The 21,985-nt window shown below is 58.2% G+C and carries 22 protein-coding genes and 1 riboswitch; of the genes, 6 read left to right on the forward strand and 16 right to left on the reverse strand.

What is annotated here, in order from left to right; all coding sequences use genetic code 11:
* The 11 genes from C3F35_RS15190 to plsY form a co-directional block, all read right to left on the reverse strand.
* On the reverse strand, positions 1-648 hold the full coding sequence (locus C3F35_RS15190) for a LuxR C-terminal-related transcriptional regulator (protein WP_103792821.1): 648 nt from the start codon (positions 646-648) through the stop codon (positions 1-3).
* A gap of 305 nt (positions 649-953) precedes the next feature.
* Positions 954-1,571 carry an urease accessory protein UreG gene (ureG, locus tag C3F35_RS15195; protein ID WP_103792822.1) on the reverse strand — a complete coding sequence of 206 codons (618 nt, stop codon included), beginning with the start codon at positions 1,569-1,571 and terminating at the stop codon, positions 954-956.
* 9 nt (positions 1,572-1,580) lie between these two features.
* On the reverse strand, positions 1,581-2,252 hold the full coding sequence (locus C3F35_RS15200; protein WP_103792823.1) for an urease accessory protein UreF: 672 nt from the start codon (positions 2,250-2,252) through the stop codon (positions 1,581-1,583).
* Positions 2,252-2,791, reverse strand: a complete 540-nt coding sequence (locus tag C3F35_RS15205) for a HupE/UreJ family protein (protein WP_103792824.1) — start codon at positions 2,789-2,791, stop codon at positions 2,252-2,254. The genes C3F35_RS15200 and C3F35_RS15205 overlap by 1 nt, the downstream gene beginning before the upstream one ends.
* Before the next feature lie 9 nt (positions 2,792-2,800).
* Positions 2,801-3,265 carry an urease accessory protein UreE gene (ureE, locus tag C3F35_RS15210; protein ID WP_103792825.1) on the reverse strand — a complete coding sequence of 155 codons (465 nt, stop codon included), beginning with the start codon at positions 3,263-3,265 and terminating at the stop codon, positions 2,801-2,803.
* Positions 3,266-3,274: 9 nt separating this feature from the next.
* Positions 3,275-4,978, reverse strand: coding sequence for an urease subunit alpha (gene ureC, locus C3F35_RS15215; protein ID WP_103792826.1), 1,704 nt, complete (start codon positions 4,976-4,978; stop codon positions 3,275-3,277).
* Complete coding sequence (locus tag C3F35_RS15220) at positions 4,971-5,285, reverse strand: urease subunit beta (RefSeq protein WP_032614227.1); 315 nt, start codon at positions 5,283-5,285, stop codon at positions 4,971-4,973. Before C3F35_RS15220 ends, ureC begins: the two co-directional genes overlap by 8 nt.
* A 9-nt stretch (positions 5,286-5,294) precedes the next feature.
* Complete coding sequence (locus C3F35_RS15225; protein ID WP_032614226.1) at positions 5,295-5,597, reverse strand: urease subunit gamma; 303 nt, start codon at positions 5,595-5,597, stop codon at positions 5,295-5,297.
* 10 nt (positions 5,598-5,607) lie between these two features.
* Positions 5,608-6,435 (reverse strand): urease accessory protein UreD, encoded by an 828-nt coding sequence (locus tag C3F35_RS15230; protein WP_103792827.1) that lies wholly within the window; start codon positions 6,433-6,435, stop codon positions 5,608-5,610.
* A gap of 825 nt (positions 6,436-7,260) precedes the next feature.
* Positions 7,261-8,727 carry an MFS transporter gene (locus C3F35_RS15235; protein ID WP_103792828.1) on the reverse strand — a complete coding sequence of 489 codons (1,467 nt, stop codon included), beginning with the start codon at positions 8,725-8,727 and terminating at the stop codon, positions 7,261-7,263.
* 110 nt (positions 8,728-8,837) lie between these two features.
* Positions 8,838-9,452 (reverse strand): glycerol-3-phosphate 1-O-acyltransferase PlsY, encoded by a 615-nt coding sequence (plsY, locus tag C3F35_RS15240; RefSeq protein WP_032614221.1) that lies wholly within the window; start codon positions 9,450-9,452, stop codon positions 8,838-8,840.
* 107 nt (positions 9,453-9,559) lie between these two features.
* Between plsY and folB the strand changes: the two genes are divergently transcribed.
* Positions 9,560-9,928, forward strand: coding sequence for a bifunctional dihydroneopterin aldolase/7,8-dihydroneopterin epimerase (gene folB, locus C3F35_RS15245; RefSeq protein WP_032614220.1), 369 nt, complete (start codon positions 9,560-9,562; stop codon positions 9,926-9,928).
* Between the two features lie 106 nt (positions 9,929-10,034).
* Positions 10,035-10,853 (forward strand): undecaprenyl-diphosphate phosphatase, encoded by an 819-nt coding sequence (gene bacA / locus C3F35_RS15250; RefSeq protein ID WP_032614219.1) that lies wholly within the window; start codon positions 10,035-10,037, stop codon positions 10,851-10,853.
* A 10-nt stretch (positions 10,854-10,863) separates the two neighbouring features.
* Here bacA and C3F35_RS15255 read toward each other — a convergent pair whose 3' ends face one another.
* Positions 10,864-12,105, reverse strand: a complete 1,242-nt coding sequence (locus C3F35_RS15255; RefSeq protein ID WP_032614217.1) for a multifunctional CCA addition/repair protein — start codon at positions 12,103-12,105, stop codon at positions 10,864-10,866.
* Positions 12,106-12,166: 61 nt separating this feature from the next.
* On the reverse strand, positions 12,167-12,787 hold the full coding sequence (locus tag C3F35_RS15260) for a TIGR04211 family SH3 domain-containing protein (RefSeq protein WP_032614215.1): 621 nt from the start codon (positions 12,785-12,787) through the stop codon (positions 12,167-12,169).
* A 238-nt stretch (positions 12,788-13,025) separates the two neighbouring features.
* On the opposite strand from C3F35_RS15260, the gene C3F35_RS15265 reads away from it, so the two are divergent.
* The 3 genes from C3F35_RS15265 to hldE are packed head-to-tail and all read left to right on the forward strand — an operon-like array spanning position 13,026 to position 18,675.
* Entirely contained in the window at positions 13,026-14,327 is a 1,302-nt protein-coding gene (locus tag C3F35_RS15265) for a CYTH domain-containing protein (protein ID WP_103792829.1), read from the forward strand.
* A gap of 18 nt (positions 14,328-14,345) precedes the next feature.
* The gene (glnE, locus tag C3F35_RS15270; protein WP_103792830.1) at positions 14,346-17,204 is read left to right on the forward strand and encodes a bifunctional [glutamate--ammonia ligase]-adenylyl-L-tyrosine phosphorylase/[glutamate--ammonia-ligase] adenylyltransferase; all 2,859 of its coding nucleotides are present in this window, start codon (positions 14,346-14,348) and stop codon (positions 17,202-17,204) included.
* A gap of 40 nt (positions 17,205-17,244) precedes the next feature.
* Positions 17,245-18,675 carry a bifunctional D-glycero-beta-D-manno-heptose-7-phosphate kinase/D-glycero-beta-D-manno-heptose 1-phosphate adenylyltransferase HldE gene (hldE, locus tag C3F35_RS15275; RefSeq protein ID WP_059307199.1) on the forward strand — a complete coding sequence of 477 codons (1,431 nt, stop codon included), beginning with the start codon at positions 17,245-17,247 and terminating at the stop codon, positions 18,673-18,675.
* A 129-nt stretch (positions 18,676-18,804) separates the two neighbouring features.
* Here the strand turns inward: hldE and ubiK are convergent, their stop codons facing one another.
* On the reverse strand, positions 18,805-19,101 hold the full coding sequence (ubiK, locus tag C3F35_RS15280) for a ubiquinone biosynthesis accessory factor UbiK (protein ID WP_032614207.1): 297 nt from the start codon (positions 19,099-19,101) through the stop codon (positions 18,805-18,807).
* 120 nt (positions 19,102-19,221) lie between these two features.
* A riboswitch (FMN riboswitch) is annotated at positions 19,222-19,371 on the forward strand.
* A 104-nt stretch (positions 19,372-19,475) separates the two neighbouring features.
* Between ubiK and ribB the strand changes: the two genes are divergently transcribed.
* The gene (ribB, locus tag C3F35_RS15285) at positions 19,476-20,129 is read left to right on the forward strand and encodes a 3,4-dihydroxy-2-butanone-4-phosphate synthase (protein WP_032614205.1); all 654 of its coding nucleotides are present in this window, start codon (positions 19,476-19,478) and stop codon (positions 20,127-20,129) included.
* Positions 20,130-20,183: 54 nt separating this feature from the next.
* On the opposite strand, the gene C3F35_RS15290 is transcribed toward ribB, so the two are convergent.
* Entirely contained in the window at positions 20,184-21,278 is a 1,095-nt protein-coding gene (locus C3F35_RS15290; protein ID WP_371320498.1) for a pilus assembly protein, read from the reverse strand.
* A complete protein-coding gene (locus C3F35_RS15295; RefSeq protein WP_032614201.1) occupies positions 21,248-21,982 on the reverse strand; it encodes a fimbria/pilus periplasmic chaperone in 735 nt (244 codons plus the stop codon). Before C3F35_RS15295 ends, C3F35_RS15290 begins: the two co-directional genes overlap by 31 nt.
* Between the last annotated feature and the right edge of the window lie 3 nt (positions 21,983-21,985).

Consider the following 21,985-nt stretch of genomic DNA (forward strand, 5'->3'; position numbering starts at 1 on the left):
TTAAAGTGCCATATCAAACATCCGGGTTTTCGCTAACAGGCAATAGAGCTGGCAGCTGTTCTTCACCCCCAGCTTTTCCATGGCCCGCATTTTATGGGCGCTCACGGTTTTAATGCTCAAATGCATACGCCGCGAGATATCCGTCAGGCTCAGCCCCCGACAAATCAAGCGCAGCACATCGGTCTCCCGGACGGACAGCGTCTCGTTCATCATTTTCCCGCCTTTAAAGAGGGCATTCATCAGGGTGCGCTCGACGTACACTTCGCCATCGATCACCGACTGTAGCGCCTGGCTGAGGATTTTTTCATCGCTGTGGCGGCTGAGCCAGGCTTTCGCCCCTGCTTCCAGTGCGAGGCGGATCATCAGCGGATTGGTGTCGGGCGAGAGCATCATCACCTGCAGCGCCGGATAATGGCGGGTTAACCACTTCACCAGTGCCAGCCCCTCCATGCCGTTTTGCGGATCCCGCAGCGTATAGCCCAGCAACAAAATGTCGGGGGTTTCGCGTCCCAGTAACGCCAGAAGCTCGCCGACCGAGTCCGCTTCCCCACAAAAAGAGAGCGTCAGAGAGGCGTTGTTGCTGATCATGGCGCGGACACCCCGGCGAATCACGGTGTACTCATCCGCGATCACCATTTTCATTGTCATTGGATTTTCCTTAAGCGGTATTAATTATTTGCGCAGAAGGCGATTTTATATGGCGTGACTTCGGCTGGATTGCACGGGAAGCAATATTTTTATCCGCCACAGGGATTTGACATATTTCATATTAACGTGCCGCCAATGACGTTGATCCCGGGGAGAAGACCTGGCAGTCGAATTATTTGGACGGCACATTACCGGCTATACGTTGGATCTTTACATCCGTCATACCGGGGCGATCGCTGGCGGCACCTGATGAGCAGGACGCCGCCGTAACTCAGCGCAACCGCCTGGCATTGCGCCAGGCTTGTTTACATCTTCAGCATCCCTTTCTCTTCCAGGAAGGTAATAATGGCCGCCAGACCGTTGCCCGCTTTCAGGTTGGTAAACGTCCATGGCCGTTCGCCACGCATACGGTTGGTGTCGCTCTCCATTACCGCCAGCGAAGCGCCGACATAGGGAGCCAGATCGGTTTTGTTGATCACCAGAAAATCAGATTTGGTGATCCCCGGCCCGCCCTTACGCGGGATCTTTTCCCCTTCTGCCACGTCGATCACATAGATCGTCAGATCCGCCAGCTCCGGGCTGAAGGTGGCGCTCAGGTTATCCCCGCCACTCTCGACAAAGATCAGATCCAGATTGCCAAATTTTTCACTCAGCGCTTCCACCGCCGCCAGGTTCATTGAGGCATCTTCGCGGATCGCGGTATGCGGGCAGCCGCCCGTTTCCACGCCGACAATGCGCTCCGGCTCCAGGGCGCCCGCTTCGGTGAGGATGCGCTGATCTTCTTTGGTGTAGATATCGTTGGTCACCACGGCCAGCTGATACTGGTCGCGCATCGCTTTACATAACGCTTCCAGCAGCGCGGTTTTACCCGAACCCACCGGGCCGCCGACGCCCACGCGCAGGGGATGTTTGTACTCAGACATAGAGACTCCTCAGGAACGGAATAACCGTGAATATTGGGTTTCGTGACGCGCCGAGGCGATGGCAGAGAGCGGCGTGGCCGCCCCCAACTGGTCATCGCGGCGCAAAAGCGCCTGCTCCAGCCCGTCGGCAAAGTAATCGCAGAGGTCGATGATCAACAGCTGGGCCGCCTGCTGGCCAAAGGGCACGAGCTTAACGCCCGCCATCACTGCGCTCTCAATCCAGCTGTAGCCGAGGCTTAACGCCATCTCGCGCAGGTGAATGCCCCAGCGCACGCCGAGCCAGGCCATGCCGCACAGCTGGCTTTGCGAAAACAGCGGCAGCCAGTCGGGCGGGCAGTCCGTCTCCCAGCTTTTAATCAGACGGGTAAACGCCGCGCCGCGGTTGCGCTCCTCTTCGCGCAGCTCGCGGGTTTCACGGCAGGCGAGCAGGTATGCCGTCCAGCGTGAGGCCGCAGCGATATCCTGATGCTCGCAGGCGTGATACAGACGTGAAAACAGCGGCAGGTCGACGCAGAAAAAGCTCTGCTCCATCTGCTGACACTGCCAGGCTTTGAACGCCTCCGGGGTGGTGACCCAGCCTGCTTCCGTTGCCCACTCCAGCCCCTGCGACCAGGTAAACGACCCCACCGGCAGGCTGCTGCTGGCAAGCTGCATCAGACGCAGCTGGCGGGAGGGTTCCATCAGCTCATCAGCGCCAGCAGGGCAGAGGCGATCAGCCCGCCGCCAAAGATTTTACGCAGCCCATCATGACGGCGCAGCAGCCTACCCGCAGCAAAGCTGACGCACAGCACGGCGGCGCTGGCGAGCATAAAGCCGCTGGTGAACAGCCAGAAGCTGTGGCCTGCCATCTCAACGCCGTGTGCCCAGCCGTGGAACATCGCCAGCGCCGGAACGGCCAGCAGCAGGCGGTTTTCAGTTTTGAACATCATCACGCCGCATACCGCCAGCGAGGCGATGATCAGCATCTCCATCCCACCAAAGCCGCCCAGCAGGCTACCCGCGATAGCACCGGTTAACATCATGCCGAGGGTGGCAAAGGGCATCAGCAGCTGGCGGCCACTCAACGCGGCAAGAACGCCCGCCCCGGTGAGCATCAGCAGATGGTCAAGACCGGTCAGGGGATGGAAAAAGCCTGCCTGAAAACTGTCAGCACCGTGACCGGGATGGGCCAGCGCGGGCAGCGAAAATGCCAGCAGCAGCAGGGGTAAGAACTTACGCATGAGGGATCCTTAATGTGAATGAGCGTGAGAGTGCGAATGTGAATGCCCTTCGCTGGCGTACGCGCCCGCTTCGGGTTCAAAGGGCAGCCTGGCGAAGGTCACTTCCAGGTCGAACAGGTGCAGCATCTCATCCAGCACATGATCGTGGTGATAGCGCAGCTCGCCGGGCAGAATTTGCAGCGGCACGTGGCGGTTGCCCAGGTGATAGCAGGCGCGCGCCAGCAGGAACGGATCGGCGCAGCGCACCACCGACAGCGGCTCGGCGGCGGCAATCACCTCCACCACCTCACGCCCGTCTTCACTGGTGAGCAGGTCGCCGCCGCGCAGCAGCAAGCCGCGCGGTAATATCAGCCCCGCATCGCGCCCGTCGTCCAGAACCACGCGGGCGCGGCTTTTTACCCGCACATCAATCGGTAGCGTCACGCTTGCGGTAACGGGATGGGGATGGTCGAGGCGTTGGGTTAAGGTGATCATGAATCCTCCTCAGAACAGGAAATAGCGTTGCGCCATCGGCAGAACCTCTGCCGGTGCGCTGGTGATCAGTTCCCCATCAATGCGCACCTCATAGGTTTGCGCATCGACGGTAATATTGGGCTGCAGGCCGTTGTGGACCATGTCGGCCTTTTTCACCGTCCGGCAGCCTTTGACCACCGCGGTGGCGCTCTGCAGGTTCAACTGCTGCGCGATGCCGTTATCGGCGGCGGCCTGCGAGAGAAACGTCAGGCGGGTGGCATGGCGGGCAGCGCCCAGCGCACCAAACATGGGCCGGTAGTGCACTGGCTGCGGGGTGGGGATCGAGGCGTTAATGTCGCCCATCGGCGCGCAGGCGATCATCCCGCCTTTGACGATGGTGGCGGGCTTGACGCCAAAGAAGGCGGGGGACCAGACCACCAGATCCGCCAGCTTCCCGGCCTCAATCGATCCGACCTCGTGGGCGATGCCGTGGGTCAATGCCGGGTTAATGGTGTACTTGGCGATATAGCGCTTCACCCGCAGGTTATCGTTATCGCCACGCTCTTCAGGCAGCGCGCCACGCTGCACCTTCATGCGATGCGCCACTTGCCAGGTGCGGATAATCACTTCGCCTACCCGGCCCATTGCCTGCGAATCCGACGAGGTGAGCGAGAAGGCACCGATGTCGTGCAGCACGTCCTCGGCGGCGATGGTCTCGCGGCGAATGCGTGATTCGGCGAAGGCCACGTCTTCAGCAATGTCCGGGTCGAGATGGTGGCAAACCATCAGCATGTCCAGATGCTCGTCGATGGTGTTGATGGTGTACGGCAGCGTCGGGTTAGTGGAGGAGGGCAAAATGTTGGGGTGCGCACAGGCGGTGATAATATCCGGCGCATGGCCGCCGCCCGCCCCCTCGGTGTGGAAGGTATGAATAGTGCGCCCGGCAATGGCCGCCAGGGTGTCTTCGACAAACCCTGCCTCGTTAAGGGTGTCGCTGTGCAGCGCCACCTGGATATCCATCTCATCCGCCACCGTCAGAGAGCAGTCGATTGTCGCAGGGGTTGATCCCCAGTCCTCATGAATCTTCAGCCCGATCGCCCCGGCGGCCACCTGTTCGCGCAGGGCATCGGGATTTGAACCGTTGCCTTTGCCCAGCAGACCAACATTGACCGGCAGCGTGTCGGCGGCTTGTAACATGCGTGCGATGTACCATGGCCCCGGCGTGCAGGTGGTGGCGTGGGTGCCTGCGGCGGGACCGGTACCGCCGCCAATCATGGTGGTCACGCCGGAGACCAGCGCCTCTTCGGCCTGCTGCGGGCAGATCCAGTGAATGTGGGTATCCACTCCGCCTGCGGTGACGATCTTGCCTTCGGCGGCAATCACCTCGGTGGCCGCGCCAATGGAGATGGTCACGCCGGGCTGAATATCCGGGTTACCGGCTTTACCGACGGCGACGATCCTGCCGTCCTTCACGCCGATATCGGCTTTGACGATCCCCCAGTGATCGACGATCAGGGCGTTGGTCAGAACCAGATCCACGCAGTCCCGGGCGGTCATCTGCCCCTGGCCCATGCCGTCGCGGATCACTTTGCCGCCGCCGAATTTGACCTCTTCGCCGTAGATCGTCAGATCCTGTTCCACCTCGATCCACAGGTCGGTATCGGCCAGCCGCACTTTATCGCCAGTGGTAGGGCCAAACATGTCGGCATAGGCCTGACGCGAGATCTCAGCCATTGTTCACCTCGCCCATCACCTCGCCGCGAAAACCGACAATCCGTTGGGCGCCCGCTACCTGTACCAGCGTCACGGCGCGTTTCTGTCCGGGTTCAAAGCGCACGGCGGTTCCGGCGGCAATGTTCAGCCGGTAGCCTTTGGTGGGTTCACGATCGAACTTCAGCGCCGGGTTTACTTCGTAAAAATGGTAATGGGATCCGACCTGGATCGGACGATCCCCGTGATTCTCGACGATCGTGGTCAGGGTGTTACGCCCGGCATTAATCACGATCTGTCCGGGTTGGATTTGATATTCGCCTGGGATCATGTTGCCCCCTTACAGGATCGGATTGTGAACGGTGACCAGCTTGGAGCCGTCCGGGAAGGTGGCCTCCACCTGAATATCCGGGATCATCTCCGGCACGCCTTCCATCACCTGGCTGCGGTTCAGGACGTGGCGACCGGCTTCCATCAGCTCTGCCACTGTCTGCCCGTCACGCGCACCTTCCATAATGAAGGCGCTGATCAGGGCCACCGATTCCGGGTAATTGAGCTTCACACCGCGGGCGAGACGGCGCTCGGCCACCAGCGCGGCGGTAAACAGCAATAGCTTGTCTTTTTCTCTGGGGGTCAGTTCCATCGTGCGTCTCTCAGGTGTGCCAGATTCGGGGCGAGCAGGGGGCTTTGGCGGTGAGTTGCGGGCGCAGGCGCTGCCAGATCTCGCGCATTGCCTGCTGGCAAATCAGGTTGTCATGGGCCAGAAAACGGATCGACAGCAAGCCGTCGGTGAGGGTGGCCCCCGCGAAGTGCTCCAGCGGGGCCAGTGCCTCGCGGGCTGCATCCAGCAGCGGTTCGGTTGCCGGGTAAAACAGCAGGGTGCCGATCCACGGGTGTTCCGCCACGGGCGTGAGATCGCCATCGGCCAGGTGCTGGCGCTCGATCAGCAGCGGCTCGCCTTCGATCCAGACCTCCAGGCGACTCTCAATGTGCCCATGGCTAAAGGTTTCGTTGATCACCGGGCGGCCGAGGCAAAACAGCTCCCAGGCCAGCAGGGTACTGCTGCGCTGCAAATGGAACACCGAGCGCAGCGCGGCATTGGCACCCGGAAAGAAAATGGTGTCCTGCGGTAGCCACTCCAGAATCGTGTGCTCGTCCAGGGTGAAGTGCTGATCGAGCCGCGCCAGCGCGCCGTTGCTGCGATAGAACTTGCTGGCGCCGGGCATGGTGATGAGCGCGTGGCTGCCGGCTGCAAGATGGACGTCGATCGTCAGTTCATCCCCGCCGACAATGCCACCCGGCGGGTGGAGCAGGTAGAGATGGCAGGTTTCCTCTTCGGGATAGAACGGGCGTTGTACGGTGAGCGGCCCGACATGGCGGGCAGAGTGAAGGAGGGTTTTTTCAGGGGTGTGACAAAACTGCAAAGCAAGCGATGCCTGCCAGCCTTTGACTGTTTTATCCACCATCTGAGTTGCTGACATGCTTCATCCATCTGCTCGCCATCGGGGTGTTTTTTAGTATGCCCTGGCGGAAATGAAGGCTGTCATATGAGTCACTTATGGATGGGGGGTGAGCCGAGGCTGGAGGATTTTGGGTGAGGGGGAAGTATTTTGGGGAGTTTTTAGGGGAGGGGGAAGGTTCCGTTCACTATGACTCTTCTGCTTTATGTACACCCCGCTGCGGTGAACGTGCAAAGGGGGCTTGCCGCCGCCCCCTTTGCAATCCCCGCGGCCCCGCGACGAAATCGGTGCTTCGCACTGCGCTCACCTCCCGACCTGCTGCCTGCGGTCGGCTCAACTCGACATCCTGTCTCGATTCGCCTCTGGCCGCCATCCCTGGCGTCCAGCCCTTGTCATCCGGTCTCCGGTTCGCCGATTTCAGCGGGGGGCAACACCGGAGCCACATTCAGGCGACTGAGAGGCTGGAGGGGGCTGGTCCGGCTGAAAATCGCCGAAGCGTTTCCTGTAGGCCGGGGCGAGGCGCATGAATGCGCCGAGAGGGCATAGCCTGCAGGGATGCAGGCTGGTGCCCGACCCGAAAGCCGGAGGGAATAAGCCGAAGAGAAAATTGCCGGGAGCAATTTTGAACAGCGCTTGCGCTGGCCCCGTAGGGGTGAGCCCCTGGGATGGGGCGAATATTCCGCGAAGCGGCGATTTTCTTTGCCGGGAGCCGGGGTAGCCAGGGGGGAGGCGGCGAGCCCCCCTGGCACGTTCACCGCAGCGGATTACACATAAAGCAGAGGAGTGAAAGTGAACGGAACGATTCCACTCCTTTAAAATAAATACTTCCCGATTTAAAAGGGTAACCTACCGATAATCCTCAGCATCAATATCATACCCGGATGGCTCCCAGCGGATCGCCAGCAGCGAAACCAACCCAATCAGCGGCGCAAGGGCGATGACCCAGAAAACAGCGGTATCCATTGAGGCCACCAGCAGCGGGAACATAAACAGCGACAGCGTCGAGCTGCTGCGCATCAGCGTCTGGTTCAGCCCCACGCCGACACCGCGCAGCGAGGTCGGGTAGCTGAGCGAAGCAAACGCCATGGTATGTGCCCCCGGCCCAAAGCCCTGGCCGAACAGGAACAGCGCCAGCATTGCCACTGCCGTAACCCCTTCCGCAACGCCTTCCGGGCGACCAATAATCGCCAGCCCCAGCAGGGCGGTCAGCTGACAGGCATAACCCGCCAGCGACATCCGCCATGCGCCAAAGCGCGGAACCAGCCGCACCGCCAGCAGACCACCGACAAACGCGAACAGCAAGTTCAGGGCCAGCGAGATCAGAATGGTGGTCAGCATCGACTGCACAAAGAAGCTGGAGATAATCACCGGCAGGCCAAAGGCCACCGCGTTATAGGCGAAGGACGACACAATCGACAGCAGCGTGGCCAGCGTAGTGCGGCGCAGATAGACCCCGCGGAACAGATTCAGGTAGTTACTCCAGCTGGCTTTATTCACCACCGGCGCGGGCTGGTTGAGCGCCTCCTGCGGCACGTGGGCATTAATGTTGTAAGCCTTGCGCAGAATGGATGCAGCCTCTTTCAGGTTGCCCTGATTCGCCGCCCATACCGGTGACTCGCTCATATACTTGCTGCGGATCGCGATAATCACCAGCGCGGGGATCGCCCCGAAGCCGAGAATAATCCGCCACAGCCAGTCGCTGTGCGTTTCTGGCAGCACGGCATAAAAGAAGAGCACCAGCAGATAAGAGATGCTGATGGCGGCATACCAGGTGGGACACCACATCGCGACGCTGGCGGCTTTGTTGCCGGGGCCTTTCAGCCTGGCGAACTCACTTAAGAAGGCCATCGCCACAGGAAGATCGATCCCCACCCCCAGCCCCATGACAAAGCGCGCCCCAGCCAGCACGTACTCGTTTGGGGCAAACGCACAGGCGATAGCCGCGACCACAAAGAAGACCATGTCGGCCATAAAGACCCGGTAACGACCGATTTTATCCGTCAGGTAGCCGCCAATCAGCGCCCCGACAATGGCGCCGAACGTGATCGCCGAGGCCACCATGCCGGTACCGGCAGGGGTGAGGTTAAATTCGAGGGTAATGTCTTTGATGCCGAACGCCAGCGCCCCCAGGTCGTAGGCATCCAAAAAGATACCGCCCAGCGCAATGCCGATGACGATGCGGGCATTGGCCCGGCCCTGTGAACCTTCATTGACCAGTTGGGTGACATCCGCTGCGTTACGGACCCATTTGATCTCCCCGTCGGGAGCTTTTCCTGCCGTTGCAAGCGAAGTTGAATCAGTGATCTCTGTCATTTTCTTATGTTGTGTTGGCTGTACGAACAAAAAGAGTACTCACAGCAAGAAAACGATCTAAATCACATTTGGTTATAAGGCATAACTAAGGGGTTGAGGCGCAAGGGGCTTTACTGCGGCTCTTTCTTTTTTCTCTTCAGCCTGGCCCAGATCTTGGTCTCCTGACGACGCCACAGGCGCTGGATGTTGTCATGATGACGCAGCAGGATCAGGCAGGAGAGCATCGACACCGGGAAGGTGAACTGCGGTTTGAACCACCAGACATAAAACGGGGCAACCAGCGCGCTGACGATAGCGCCAAGAGAGGAGTAGCCGCTGAGCAACACGCTGAGCAGCCAGGTGCCGGCCATTACGCCGGTCAAATCCCAGCCAATGGGGGCGATGGCACCAAATGCGGTGGCCACGCCTTTACCGCCTTTGAAACCAAAGAATACTGGCCAGATGTGGCCCAGACAGGCAGCGATAGCAATCAGCCCCAGCCAGAATGGCGTAACGCCCAGTGCATACGCACCCCAGACGGGAAGCATGCCTTTCAGGACGTCAAAAATCAGAACCGCTACGGCTGCTCCTTTGCCGCCAATTCGTAGTACATTGGTCGCCCCCGGATTCCCGGATCCGTTCTCACGTGGATCGGGTAAGCCAGCGATACGGCAGACCAGAATGGCGCTGGAAATTGAGCCGCAAAGGTAAGCAAGGAGGATCATTCCAGGCGCGATTGCACTCATAACGCTGTTCCGTTTTGAAAATATCGTTTTGTACTTAGCATCTGTGGATAATACGCATAATTCGCCGGGAGTGGTATCCGGTTTAGCCAAAAACCAGGCAGGTCGTGATGGATATAGTATTTATAGAGCAACTTTCGGTAATCACCACTATCGGGGTGTATGACTGGGAACAGACCATCGAACAGAAGTTAGTGTTCGATATCGAAATGGGCTGGGATAATGTCGCCGCAGCGAAAAGCGATGATGTGAACGACTGTCTGAGCTATGCCGACGTCAGTGAAGCGGTCATCAGCCACGTGGAAGGCCAGCGTTTTGCGTTGGTGGAGCGCGTGGCGGAAGAGGTGGCAGAACTGCTGCTCAGCCGCTTTAATTCCCCCTGGGTGCGCATCAAGGTCAGCAAGCCGGGCGCGGTGGCGCGGGCGGCGAATGTGGGCGTCATCATTGAGCGTAGCAAAAATCTGAAAGAAAACATTTAACGGTATAATAGTTAAACCATTTCCTGTTAAATCAGTCTTACAGCTGTTCCTTCTGTGGTTACCCCTTGGGTAACCCGTTTTTTTCTGTCTTTTTAGGGGTTTATTGATGAGCGATATGCACTCCCTGCTGGTGGCAGCAATACTGGGTGTGGTCGAAGGATTGACAGAGTTTTTGCCAGTTTCCAGTACGGGCCACATGATTATTGTGGGCCATCTGCTGGGGTTTGAGGGCGAAACGGCGAAAACCTTTGAGGTGGTGATCCAGTTAGGATCCATTCTGGCGGTGGTGGTGATGTTCTGGCGCCGTCTGTTCGGGCTGATTGGCATTCACTTTGGCCACCCGCCGCATGAAGGATCCGGCAAAGGGCGGTTGACCCTGCTGCACATTCTGCTCGGGATGATCCCGGCGGTGGTGCTGGGGCTGGTGTTGCACGACACCATCAAATCACTGTTTAACCCGATAAACGTCATGTACGCGCTGGTGGTTGGCGGCGTTCTGTTGATTGCCGCCGAACTGCTGAAGCCAAAGGAGCCGCGCGCGCCAGGTCTGGACGATATGACCTACCGTCAGGCGTTTATGATTGGCTGCTTCCAGTGTCTGGCGCTGTGGCCGGGCTTCTCCCGCTCCGGGGCGACCATTTCAGGTGGGATGCTGATGGGCGTAAGCCGCTATGCGGCCTCTGAGTTCTCGTTCCTGCTGGCAGTGCCGATGATGATGGGTGCGACCGCGCTCGATCTCTACAAGAGCTACCACTTCCTGACCGCGGGCGACATCCCGATGTTTGCCGTGGGCTTTATCACCGCCTTTATCGTGGCGCTGGTGGCTATCAAAACCTTCCTGCAGCTGATCAAGCGCATCTCGTTTATCCCGTTCGCCATCTATCGCTTTATCGTGGCGGCCGCGGTCTACGTGGTCTTCTTCTGACGGGTTGCCCTCAGTCTTTTGGCTGAGGGCAACGCTGTTCTTTCCAGTCGGCTACCGCCTGAATCCGTCGTTTAGTTAACTCTTCCCGAATCTCTGGCCCTTTAAATCCGGCCTCGACCACCGCCTTTGTCGGCACCGCTTTTGCCACTTCCCAGGCTTCACGCAGCAGTCGCCCCTGCGGATAATCGCTGGCTTCAAACCCGGTGCGCCCGCGCACGTCGGCTTCGCTGGTCAGGGCGATCTGTTCCACGCGCTGCGGCTTGCGCCAGGCGTCGATGTTGTCGAACAGCTTGACGATGGTGGCCGGTTTAAGGATCGGGAACGTGTGGATGAGGTCATGAAACTCGGCGACCAGCTTCGCCAGATCGCGGATCTCGTTCGGCACCCGCATGCGCTGACAGACCTTTTCAACCAGCCTGACGCCCGCAGGGCCGTGGCCGTGATGGCGTGGCCACAGTTCAGGGGGCGTTAAACCTTTGCCGAGGTCGTGACAGAGGGTGGCGAAGCGCACGTCCACTTCCGGGCTGAGCATCGCCGCCATGCTTAAGGTCATCAGGGTGTGGATACCGGTATCGATTTCCGGGTGCCACTTTGCCGGGGCGGGCACGCCAAACAGCGCGTCCACTTCCGGGAACAGCACCTTCAGCGCCCCGCAGTCGCGTAGCACCTGGAAGTAAACCTGTGGATTGCGGGTGGTGAGTGCATTCTCGGTCTCTTTCCACACGCGCTCCGGCGTGAGGTGCTCCAGCTCGCCCGCGTCGGTCATGGACGTCATCAGCGCCATGGTTTCGTCAGCGATGCGGAAGTTCAGATGGGCATAGCGGGCAGCAAAGCGCGCCACGCGCAGCACGCGCAGCGGATCTTCAGAAAAAGCCGGGGACACATGGCGCAGGATGCGGTTTTGCAGATCCTGTTTGCCGCCGTAAACATCGACGATATGGCCTTGTTCATCTTGCGCGAGGGCGTTAATGGTCAGATCGCGGCGCTGCAAATCGTCTTCGAGGGTAACGTCAGGATCGGCATGGCAGATAAAACCGGTATAGCCGACGCCGGATTTGCGTTCGGTACGCGCCAGAGCATACTCCTGGCGGCTTTGCGGGTGCAGGAACACAGGAAAATCGCGGCCTACCTGCTGGTAACCCGCGTCGAGCATTGCCTGGGGGGTGGCGCCCACCACCACCCAGTCTTTATCTTTGACCGGCAGACCTAACAACGCATCACGAACCGCACCACCGACCAGATAAATCTTCACGCCACACTCTCCCGTATCAAATATTGGCAAAATAATACGTAAGTGTGGCAGAGATGGCGACTTAGTTCATCCAACGGTCTTTACGTTTACGGCTCGGCACCAGATGCGGCAGCACCAGACCCAGCAGCAGACCCATACCCAGCACGCCGCCACCATACATAAACCACTGCATGATGATGGTGCGTTGTTTGTCATCCAGCTGCAGGTTGGCCGCGCTTACCTTCTTCTGGGCGACGATCAGCTCGTTTTTCAGCTTCTGGTTCTCATCTTTGAGACCGTTGATCACCCCGTCGCTCTGCGCCACTTTCTGCTGCATTTCAGCGGTGCGCTGGTTCCAGGTGGCGTCGATATTGGTCAGCTTATCGGTCAGGGTTTTGACCTGGTTTTCCAGATCCGGCACGCGGGTGCGCAGGCTCGGGTCGGTGCTAAGCTCTTTCAGGGGGATCCAGGCGGTACGGCCGCTACTGTCGCGGACCTGGCCATAGTTGGATTCCGCGTTGCTCTGTAACAGCACCACTTCCTCGCCGGCATTAATCGTGCCCACGAGGCGATAATTGTCACCCGGACCGCTGCGTACCCAGGTATTCAGTTCGTCAGAAACGTAGCGTTTCTCTTCAGCGTGGACTACTGTCGCGGCGCTAAAGGCAAGTAATGTCAGTCCGATCAGGCGTAATTTAAGCATCAGTCAGTCGTTATTTTCATAAAAAGTGGAACGATATTAGTGGTTACAGTCTTCAGGCGCAAAGGATTCGTCAGCATTCGGATTCCTCTGGGCTTTGACGGCCACTGTAGCAAACTTTACGCCCGTCAAATTGCCCATTGCGTGGCAATCTGGCGCAAAATACTATCTACTGACAAAAATGTGGCGAGTAAGTTCGCCGTAATTTACCCCGCAATGTTGCAATCAAAAGAACAAGGCCATGGCTCAGGAAATCGAATTAAAGTTTATCGTTGAAAGCGGCAGTGTTGATGCGCTGCGAACTCATCTGCATCAGCTGACCGGTGAGCATCATGCGCCGGTGCAACTGCAAAACATCTATTACGAAACGCAGGATCTGTGGCTGCGCCGTCATGACCGTGGCCTGCGCATCCGTGGCGTTGACGGGCGTTACGAGATGACCATGAAAATCGGTGGTCGCGTGGTAGGCGGCCTGCATCAGCGCCCGGAATACAATATTGATATCGACCAGCCTGAGCTGGAGCTGGGGCGATTCCCGACGGAAGTGTGGCCAGAAGGCACCTTACCAGACGGGCTGGCAGAGCGCGTTAAGCCGCTATTCAGCACCGATTTCGCGCGTGAAAAGTGGCTGGTAAATGAAGGTAAAAGCCGAATCGAAATCGCCCTCGACCTGGGCGAAGTGAAAGCCGGTGAGTTTCAGGAGCCGATCTGCGAGCTGGAACTGGAGCTGCTGGAAGGCCACGCTGAAGACGTGCTGAAGCTGGCCCGTAAGCTGGTCACCCAGAGCGGCCTGCGTCAGGGCAGCCTGAGTAAAGCCGCCCGCGGCTATCATCTGGCCCAGGGCAACGAGCCGCGTCTGCTGAGACCGACCGAGATTATGCGCATCGCGCCGAAATCTTCGGTCGAGCAGGGCTTTGAAGCCTCGCTGGAGCTGGCGCTGAGCCAGTGGCAATACCACGAAGAGCTATGGGTCCGCGGCGTGAAGGGGGCGAAAGCCGAGGTGCTGGCAGCGATGGCGCTGGTGCGTCACAGCCTCACCCTGTTTGGCGGCATCGTGCCGCGTAAAGCAAGCGCCCACTTACGCGATCTGCTGACCCAGGTTGAAGCCCTGATGGCCTCTGAGGTGTCTGCCGAGACGGCGATCTACAGCCCGCAAACCGCGACAGCAAAACTGACCCTGACCGAGTTTCTGGTTACCCGCGGCTGGCGCACCTTCCTTGATGCGAAGGCACAGGGCAAAATCGACGACTCCTTTAAGCGTTTTGCGGATGTCCACTTGTCCCGCCACGCCGCTGAACTGAAAACCATCTTCGGCCATCCGCTGGGGGATCAGTATGGCGATCAGCTGATTCGTCTGGCGCGTAACATCGACAGCATTCTTCTGCTGTCAGGAGCCTATGACGGCCCGCAGGCCCGCGCATGGCTGGAGAACTGGCAAGGGTTGCTGTATGCCATTAAGACCCGTCAGCACATTGAAATTGAGCATTTCCGCAACGAAGCCATTTCGCAGGAGCCATTCTGGCTGCACAGCGGAAAACGTTAACGCAGGCAAGGAACCCCCATGATGCCGCTTTCTTCACCCTTACAGCAGCAGTGGCAGACGGTATGTGAGCGTCTGCCGGAAGCATTACCCGCCTCGTCATTAAGCGAGCAGGCCCGGCAGGTGCTGACCTTCAGCGACTTTGTGCAGGAGAGCGTCACCGCGCACCCTGACTGGCTGGCAGAGCTTGAGGCTTCGCCACCCCAGGCCGACGAGTGGCAGCACTATGCGCAGTGGCTCCAGGACGCGCTGGTGGATATCAGCGATGAAGCGGCACTGATGCGCACGCTGCGCCAGTTCCGCCGCCGGGTGATGGTACGCATCGCCTGGGCGCAGGCGCTGATGCTGGTGAGTGAAGAGAGCACCTTGCAGCAATTAAGTCACCTTGCGGAGACGCTGATTGTCGCCGCCCGCGACTGGCTGTATGACGCCTGCTGCCGCGAGTGGGGCACGCCGTGCAGTGAAGACGGCACCCCGCAGCCGCTGATGATTTTAGGCATGGGCAAACTGGGCGGCGGCGAACTCAATTTTTCCTCGGACATCGACCTGATCTTCGCCTGGCCGGAGAAAGGGGCCACCCGCGGGGGACGCCGCGAGCTGGATAATGCCCAGTTCTTCACCCGGCTGGGACAGCGACTAATTAAAGCGCTGGATCAACCCACCCAGGATGGTTTCGTCTATCGCGTGGATATGCGCCTGCGCCCGTTCGGTGACAGCGGCCCATTGGTTCTGAGCTTTGCCGCGCTGGAAGATTACTACCAGGAGCAGGGGCGCGACTGGGAACGCTACGCGATGGTCAAGGCGCGGATCATGGGCGATAACGGCGATGTGTATGCCAACGAGCTGCGCGCCATGCTGCGGCCGTTCGTGTTCCGTCGCTATATTGATTTCAGCGTCATCCAGTCGCTACGTAACATGAAAGGAATGATTGCCCGGGAAGTGCGTCGTCGCGGCCTGAAAGACAACATCAAGCTGGGGGCAGGCGGTATTCGCGAGATCGAGTTTATCGTCCAGGTGTTCCAGCTGATTCGCGGCGGACGTGAACCCTCGCTGCAGTCCCGCTCCCTGCTGCCAACCCTGGCCGCCATCGCCCAACTGAACCTGCTGCCGGAAGGCGATGACCGGATCCTGCGCGAGGCCTATCTCTTCTTGCGGCGGCTGGAAAACCTGCTGCAGAGCATTAATGACGAACAAACCCAGACCCTGCCGGGGGATGAGCTTAATCGCGCCCGTCTCGCCTGGGGGATGCGTGTGGAAAACTGGCAGACGCTGACCGACGCGCTGGATGCCCACATGGCGGCGGTGCGCCGCATTTTTAACGATCTGATTGGCGACGATGAGAGTGAATCGCCGGACGATGAGCTGTCCGAGCACTGGCGCGAGCTGTGGCAGGATGCTTTACAGGAAGACGATACTACCCCGGTGCTAACCCACCTCAGCGATGACGATCGCCATCGGGTGGTGGCACTGATTGCCGATTTCCGCCTTGAGCTGAACAAGCGCGCCATTGGCCCACGCGGCCGCCAGGTGCTGGATCACCTGATGCCGCATCTGCTCAGCGACGTCTGCTCCCGCGCCGATGCCCCGGTACCCTTGTCGCGCCTGACCCCGCTGCTGAGCGGGATCATCACCCGTACCACCTATCTTGAGTTGCTCAGTGAGTTCCCCGGCGCGCTCAAACATCTGATTTCCCTCTGCGCCGCCTCGCCGATGATTGCCAGCAAGCTGGCGCGTTATCCGTTGCTGCTGGACGAGCTGCTCGATCCCAACACCCTTTACCAGCCGACGGCGACCGATGCCTACCGGGATGAGCTGCGTCAGTATCTGCTGCGCGTACCGGAAGAGGACGAAGAGCAACAGCTGGAGGCGCTGCGCCAGTTTAAGCAGGCGCAGATGCTGCGCGTAGCGGCGGCAGACATTGCCGGAACGCTGCCGGTGATGAAAGTGAGCGATCACTTAACCTGGCTGGCAGAAGCGATCATCGATGCCGTTGTCCATCAGGCGTGGGTGCAGATGGTGGCGCGTTACGGCCAGCCGAAGCACCTGGCCGATCGCGAAGGACGCGGTTTTGCAGTGGTAGGTTACGGCAAACTGGGGGGCTGGGAGCTGGGCTACAGCTCCGATCTGGATCTGATTTTCCTTCACGACTGCCCGGTAGACGTCATGACCGACGGCGAGCGTGAAATAGATGGCCGTCAGTTCTACCTGCGCCTCGCCCAGCGCATTATGCACCTGTTCAGCACGCGCACGTCGTCCGGCATTTTGTATGAAGTGGATGCCCGCCTGCGTCCGTCCGGCGCGGCGGGCATGTTAGTCACCTCCACCGACGCTTTCGCGGATTATCAGCAGAACGAGGCGTGGACCTGGGAGCATCAGGCGCTGGTGCGCGCCCGCGTGGTGTATGGCGATCCGCAGCTGAAAGCGGAGTTCGATTCCATTCGTCGCGACGTGCTCACCGCCACGCGCGAGGGCGCGACGCTGCAAACCGAAGTCCGTGAGATGCGCGAGAAGATGCGCGCCCATCTGGGGAATAAACACCGCGATCGCTTTGATATCAAGGCCGACGAGGGCGGCATCACCGACATTGAATTTATTACGCAATATCTGGTGCTGCGTGATGCGCACAGCAAGCCGAAGCTAACCCGCTGGTCGGATAACGTGCGCATTCTGGAGCTGCTGGCGCAAAATGACATTATGGACGAACACGAGGCGCTGGCATTGACCCGCGCCTACACTACGCTGCGCGATGAGTTGCACCATCTGGCCCTGCAGGAGCAGCCCGGCCATCTGCCGCTCGACTGTTTTAACGCCGAGCGAGAGCTGGTGCGTGCCTGCTGGCAGAAGTGGCTGGTGGAACCGTGCGTAACAAAACAAGTGTGATATTATCGCGCGCAAATTGTGAATCTTTCTGGAGTCAGGAATGAAAGTAACACTGCCAGAGTTTGAACGTGCTGGAGTTATGGTGGTTGGCGATGTGATGTTGGATCGCTACTGGTATGGGCCAACCAGCCGCATTTCCCCGGAAGCCCCGGTCCCGGTGGTGAAGGTGGATACCATTGAAGAGCGTCCTGGCGGCGCGGCAAACGTGGCGATGAACATTGCTTCCCTCGGCGCGCATTCGCGTCTGGTGGGGCTGACCGGCATCGACGACGCGGCGCGTGCGCTGAGCAAGACCCTGGCGGATGTGAACGTCAAATGTGACTTTGTTTCTGTTCCGACGCACCCGACCATCACCAAGCTGCGCGTGCTGTCGCGTAACCAGCAGCTGATCCGCCTCGACTTTGAAGAGGGCTTTGAAGGCGTGGATCCTGAGCCGCTGCACGAGCGCATCAACCAGGCGCTGGGCAACATCGGCGCGCTGGTGCTCTCGGATTACGCCAAAGGGGCGCTGGCCAGCGTTCAGCAGATGATTAAGCTGGCTCGCAGCGCTGGTGTGCCGGTGCTGATCGACCCGAAAGGCACTGATTTCGAACGCTATCGCGGGGCGACGCTGCTTACGCCGAACCTGTCCGAGTTCGAAGCGGTGGCCGGGAAATGCAAAACCGAAGATGAGATCGTTGAACGCGGCATGAAGATCATTGCCGACTTTGACTTCTCCGCGCTGCTGGTTACCCGCTCCGAGCAGGGGATGACCCTGCTGCAGCCGGGCAAAGCACCGCTGCATATGCCAACCCAGGCGCAGGAAGTGTATGACGTCACCGGTGCCGGCGATACGGTCATCGGCGTGTTGGCGGCTACCCTTGCCGCGGGGAATACGCTGGAAGAGGCTTGCTACTTTGCCAATGCCGCCGCAGGTGTGGTAGTGGGTAAACTCGGTACGTCTACCGTTTCACCGATCGAGCTGGAAAACGCGGTGCGTGGCCGGGCCGAAACCGGTTTTGGCGTGATGAGTGAAGATGAGCTGAAAGTAGCGGTCGCTGCCGCGCGTAAGCGTGGCGAGAAAGTGGTGATGACCAACGGCGTGTTCGACATTCTGCACGCGGGCCATGTCTCCTATCTGGCGAACGCGCGCAAGCTGGGCGATCGCCTGATTGTGGCGGTTAACAGTGATGCCTCCACCAAACGCCTGAAAGGCGAAACCCGTCCGGTGAACCCGCTTGAGCAACGAATGATCGTGCTTGGCGCGCTGGAAGCGGTGGACTGGGTGGTGTCGTTCGAGGAAGACACGCCGCAGCGCCTGATTGCCGGGATCCTGCCGGATCTGCTGGTGAAGGGCGGGGACTATAAGCCTGAGCAAATCGCCGGTAGCGAAGAGGTCTGGGCCAACGGTGGGGAAGTGATGGTGCTCAACTTTGAGGACGGGTGTTCAACCACCAACATCATCAAGAAGATCCAGAAAGACAGTCAATAGTTCGTGCGGGCGGATGCCCTCATCGAACCCCTCTCTCACAGGGAGAGGGCGCAAACAGTAAAAACGGCAACCCAGGTTGCCGTTTTGCATTCACTTCACAGGCCCGCGCAAGCGTAGCGCCGCGAAATATTATTCCACGTCGTTGACGGGTGGAATGGCCGGGGCGGGTCGCACTTCTTCAGCAGTGCCGCGGTTTTCCAGTTCGGTCAGACGCTGCTCCAGCAGGGCGATTTTCTCGCGAGTACGCAGCAGCACTTGCGTCTGCACGTCAAACTCTTCACGGCTTACCAGATCCAGACGCATCAGCTGCGACTGCAACACCTGGCGGATTTTCTTTTCAACGTCGTCACCAAATTCACGCACGCCTTTCGGCATTGATTCATGGACCTGACGGGCAAGTTGTTCAATTTTTTTTGGGTCGATCATCGTAGTTCCCTTAAAGAAAAGGTGTTAATGACCATTGTAGCGCGTAACCGCGATCCTTTAACCAGAATTGTGTGATGCTTATGCGTTGCCGAACATAATCATTAGCGTTATAGTTATTCCGCTTATTCTCAGGGCGGGGCGAAATTCCCCACCGGCGGTAAATCAACGTACGTTGAAAGCCCGCGAGCGCTTTGGGTGCAAACCCAAAGGTCAGCAGATCCGGTGTAATTCCGGGGCCGACGGTTAAAGTCCGGATGGGAGAGAGTAACGAACCAGTCGGGTAAGGCCCGCTCACGTTATTTTTTTGCCGTATACCGGCGCTCCTAAGACTGCCCTGATTCTGGTAACCATAATTTTAATGAGGTTTTTTTACCATGAATCAGACGCTCCTTTCCTCTTTTGGCACCTCTGCTGAACGTGTAGAACATGCTATTGCTGCGCTTCGTGAAGGCCGCGGCGTGATGGTGCTTGACGATGAAGATCGTGAAAACGAAGGCGATATGATTTTCGCCGCCGAAACCATGACCGTTGAGCAGATGGCGCTGACCATCCGTCACGGCAGTGGCATCGTTTGCCTGTGCATCACCGAAGATCGCCGTAAACAGCTGGAACTGCCGATGATGGTAGAAAACAACACCAGTGCCTACGGAACCGGTTTTACCGTCACCATCGAAGCCGCCAGCGGCGTGACCACCGGCGTGTCTGCCGCTGACCGCGTGACCACCGTGCGTGCCGCTATTGCAGATGGCGCAAAACCTTCCGATCTGAACCGTCCGGGCCACGTCTTCCCGCTGCGCGCGCAGCCGGGCGGCGTACTGACCCGCGGTGGCCACACTGAAGCGACCATCGATCTGGTGACGCTGGCGGGCTTCAAACCTGCGGGTGTCCTGTGTGAACTGACCAACGATGATGGCTCTATGGCGCGCGCGCCAGAGTGCATCGAATTCGCCGGTAAGCACAACATGGCTGTGGTCACTATCGAAGATCTGGTGGCATACCGTCAGGCGCATGAGCGTAAAGCCAGCTGATTGGCGCTGAAATGAAAAAAGCCGGGCAATGCCCGGCTTTTTTACGTCACGCAATCACTGATAATTAATTTTGACGATAATATCTTTGCTGAATGGCCCCATCGTAAGAGGGGTGCCAGGCTTCCGGCTTAATTCAGCCGTGTAATCGTGAGTCAGCGTCGTTTCCTGGTCATCAGGGGAATACGTGGCAAACGGCAGATACTGGTTATAAGTCACTTCGCCCTGCGTTTTATCAATGAGGCGCATGAGCAGGCCATTTCCCATATCCAGATGCGTGTCGTCATACAGGGTATCAGTGGTGTAAAAGCTGGTCGTTACATCAAATTGTTCCGTGCAACCCGCTGTCGCATCTTTGATAGTCGATATGCTGAACGGTGATGAAATGGCTTTTTCGTCTATCGCACTTTCCGTAAATCGACCAAAGTTCACAATCTGGTTATCGGGAAAGATTCGAATATTCACACCACAGTTCAGAAAATGGATATTAGAAAACCCGTCAATGTTGTAGTGTAAATTGTGAGCACCCGCTATGACATTTATCCCGCCATCACCATCAAAGGTGAGTACGGTCACAGCAGGAAGAGTATATTCAAATCGCTCTGCTGGCACCGCTTTCAGTTTGACGTAGAGACGAAAGCGTACCGTGAAGGTGACATTTTCCTGAAGGACTGTACCATTGCACTCGGGTTGGCCGTAACTCCCATCATAATCGTCTTTTCTATCGAGGCAGGCGCCAGTATCAATTTTGAAATCAGGTGTATCGTAATCGACGCCATTATAGGTAACACCAAAGGCCAGATAAGGATTACTCACCACCAGGCTATCCGTGTTGTGAAAACTGTCCAGGATATAGGCGTACACATGTTCGCTCCAGGGATCCTGTTCAACGGATAAGTCATGGGAACGAGTGGCATTGTCGCAGTAAACCGTCACCAGTAAATCACCGCTTTCCCAGATTTTTTGTCCGGCAGGGGCGTTTGCAGGAACGCTAAATGAAGGAAGCGTGGTAGTGACCATGCTTGCTCCCCCGTGTGTACTTTTGTAGCACTCCAAAGCCCAGGCGGGCGTTGAAAACAGACAAAAAATGGCGATCGCTGCGAAAAAGATCCTCTTCATCATCATCCTTTTTTCACCGGTTTGCTCTGGCATGTGGTCTGCACCGCGTTACAGCTCACTTTGAACATTTCCAGCCCGCCATAGTCGCTGATATAACCGATGTGAAATTCTGCCGGCAGATTCGCCAGTTTCTGGTTGGCCTGGCCGAAAGGTTCAACCATCAGGCTCTCCGCACCCGGCAATAAGGTTTTGCCATTGATGCCGATATACCCCACGGTAATGTAGTAAGGGCTGTTATTTTTTAAAACCAGATCGCTGGCGGTGCGGGATATGACCACTTTATCCAGTGGAACGTACTGGCCCTCTTTTAGCTCAATGGCTTTTGGTCGCCAGAACAGCTTCAGGCGACTTTGCATGGCAATTTGCATGACATTCTTCTGTTCAGCCCGGGGCGGGATCTCACGCATGTTGTAATAGAACAAGGTCTCCCGATCGGTGGGAAGCTGTAAAAGACTTTGCTGTGCCATCAGGCGTACCTGCGCCTGTTCGTCAGGCTCGAGACGCAACAAAGGGGGAAGAGGGGAAATAAACTCGCGCGTTTTCTTACCGGTTTTATCTTCTATCCATGACTGAGCCAGATAGGGATCGGTTTTACTCTGGTTCGTCAGTTTGACCGATACACTCTTTGCAGAGGCGTTGAAAATGATACGGGTCCTGTCGGGTGAAACGGTAGCATGCGCGACACTGCCGAGGCTCAACAGACAGACAATTCCCTTTGAAATGAAAGAGAGATTCATGGC

This window comes from Leclercia sp. LSNIH3 (assembly GCF_002935105.1).
Lineage (GTDB): Bacteria > Pseudomonadota > Gammaproteobacteria > Enterobacterales > Enterobacteriaceae > Enterobacter > Enterobacter adecarboxylatus.

Excerpts from the sequence above, each read along its gene's own strand:
- glnE (WP_103792830.1), top strand. The coding sequence starts at position 14,346 with ATGATGCCGCTTTCTTCACCCTTACAGCAGCAGTGGCAGACGGTATGT.
- C3F35_RS15190 (WP_103792821.1), bottom strand. The coding sequence starts at position 648 with ATGACAATGAAAATGGTGATCGCGGATGAGTACACCGTGATTCGCCGG.
- C3F35_RS15230 (WP_103792827.1), bottom strand. The coding sequence starts at position 6,435 with ATGTCAGCAACTCAGATGGTGGATAAAACAGTCAAAGGCTGGCAGGCA.
- C3F35_RS15290 (WP_371320498.1), bottom strand. The coding sequence starts at position 21,278 with ATGCCAGAGCAAACCGGTGAAAAAAGGATGATGATGAAGAGGATCTTT.
- C3F35_RS15200 (WP_103792823.1), bottom strand. The coding sequence starts at position 2,252 with ATGGAACCCTCCCGCCAGCTGCGTCTGATGCAGCTTGCCAGCAGCAGC.
- C3F35_RS15220 (WP_032614227.1), bottom strand. The coding sequence starts at position 5,285 with ATGATCCCAGGCGAATATCAAATCCAACCCGGACAGATCGTGATTAAT.
- C3F35_RS15205 (WP_103792824.1), bottom strand. The coding sequence starts at position 2,791 with ATGCGTAAGTTCTTACCCCTGCTGCTGCTGGCATTTTCGCTGCCCGCG.
- plsY (WP_032614221.1), bottom strand. The coding sequence starts at position 9,452 with ATGAGTGCAATCGCGCCTGGAATGATCCTCCTTGCTTACCTTTGCGGC.
- C3F35_RS15295 (WP_032614201.1), bottom strand. The coding sequence starts at position 21,982 with ATGAATCTCTCTTTCATTTCAAAGGGAATTGTCTGTCTGTTGAGCCTC.
- ubiK (WP_032614207.1), bottom strand. The coding sequence starts at position 19,101 with ATGATCGACCCAAAAAAAATTGAACAACTTGCCCGTCAGGTCCATGAA.
- ureC (WP_103792826.1), bottom strand. The coding sequence starts at position 4,978 with ATGGCTGAGATCTCGCGTCAGGCCTATGCCGACATGTTTGGCCCTACC.
- C3F35_RS15260 (WP_032614215.1), bottom strand. The coding sequence starts at position 12,787 with ATGCTTAAATTACGCCTGATCGGACTGACATTACTTGCCTTTAGCGCC.
- bacA (WP_032614219.1), top strand. The coding sequence starts at position 10,035 with ATGAGCGATATGCACTCCCTGCTGGTGGCAGCAATACTGGGTGTGGTC.
- C3F35_RS15265 (WP_103792829.1), top strand. The coding sequence starts at position 13,026 with ATGGCTCAGGAAATCGAATTAAAGTTTATCGTTGAAAGCGGCAGTGTT.
- C3F35_RS15235 (WP_103792828.1), bottom strand. The coding sequence starts at position 8,727 with ATGACAGAGATCACTGATTCAACTTCGCTTGCAACGGCAGGAAAAGCT.
- ribB (WP_032614205.1), top strand. The coding sequence starts at position 19,476 with ATGAATCAGACGCTCCTTTCCTCTTTTGGCACCTCTGCTGAACGTGTA.
- ureG (WP_103792822.1), bottom strand. The coding sequence starts at position 1,571 with ATGTCTGAGTACAAACATCCCCTGCGCGTGGGCGTCGGCGGCCCGGTG.
- folB (WP_032614220.1), top strand. The coding sequence starts at position 9,560 with ATGGATATAGTATTTATAGAGCAACTTTCGGTAATCACCACTATCGGG.
- C3F35_RS15225 (WP_032614226.1), bottom strand. The coding sequence starts at position 5,597 with ATGGAACTGACCCCCAGAGAAAAAGACAAGCTATTGCTGTTTACCGCC.
- hldE (WP_059307199.1), top strand. The coding sequence starts at position 17,245 with ATGAAAGTAACACTGCCAGAGTTTGAACGTGCTGGAGTTATGGTGGTT.
- ureE (WP_103792825.1), bottom strand. The coding sequence starts at position 3,265 with ATGATCACCTTAACCCAACGCCTCGACCATCCCCATCCCGTTACCGCA.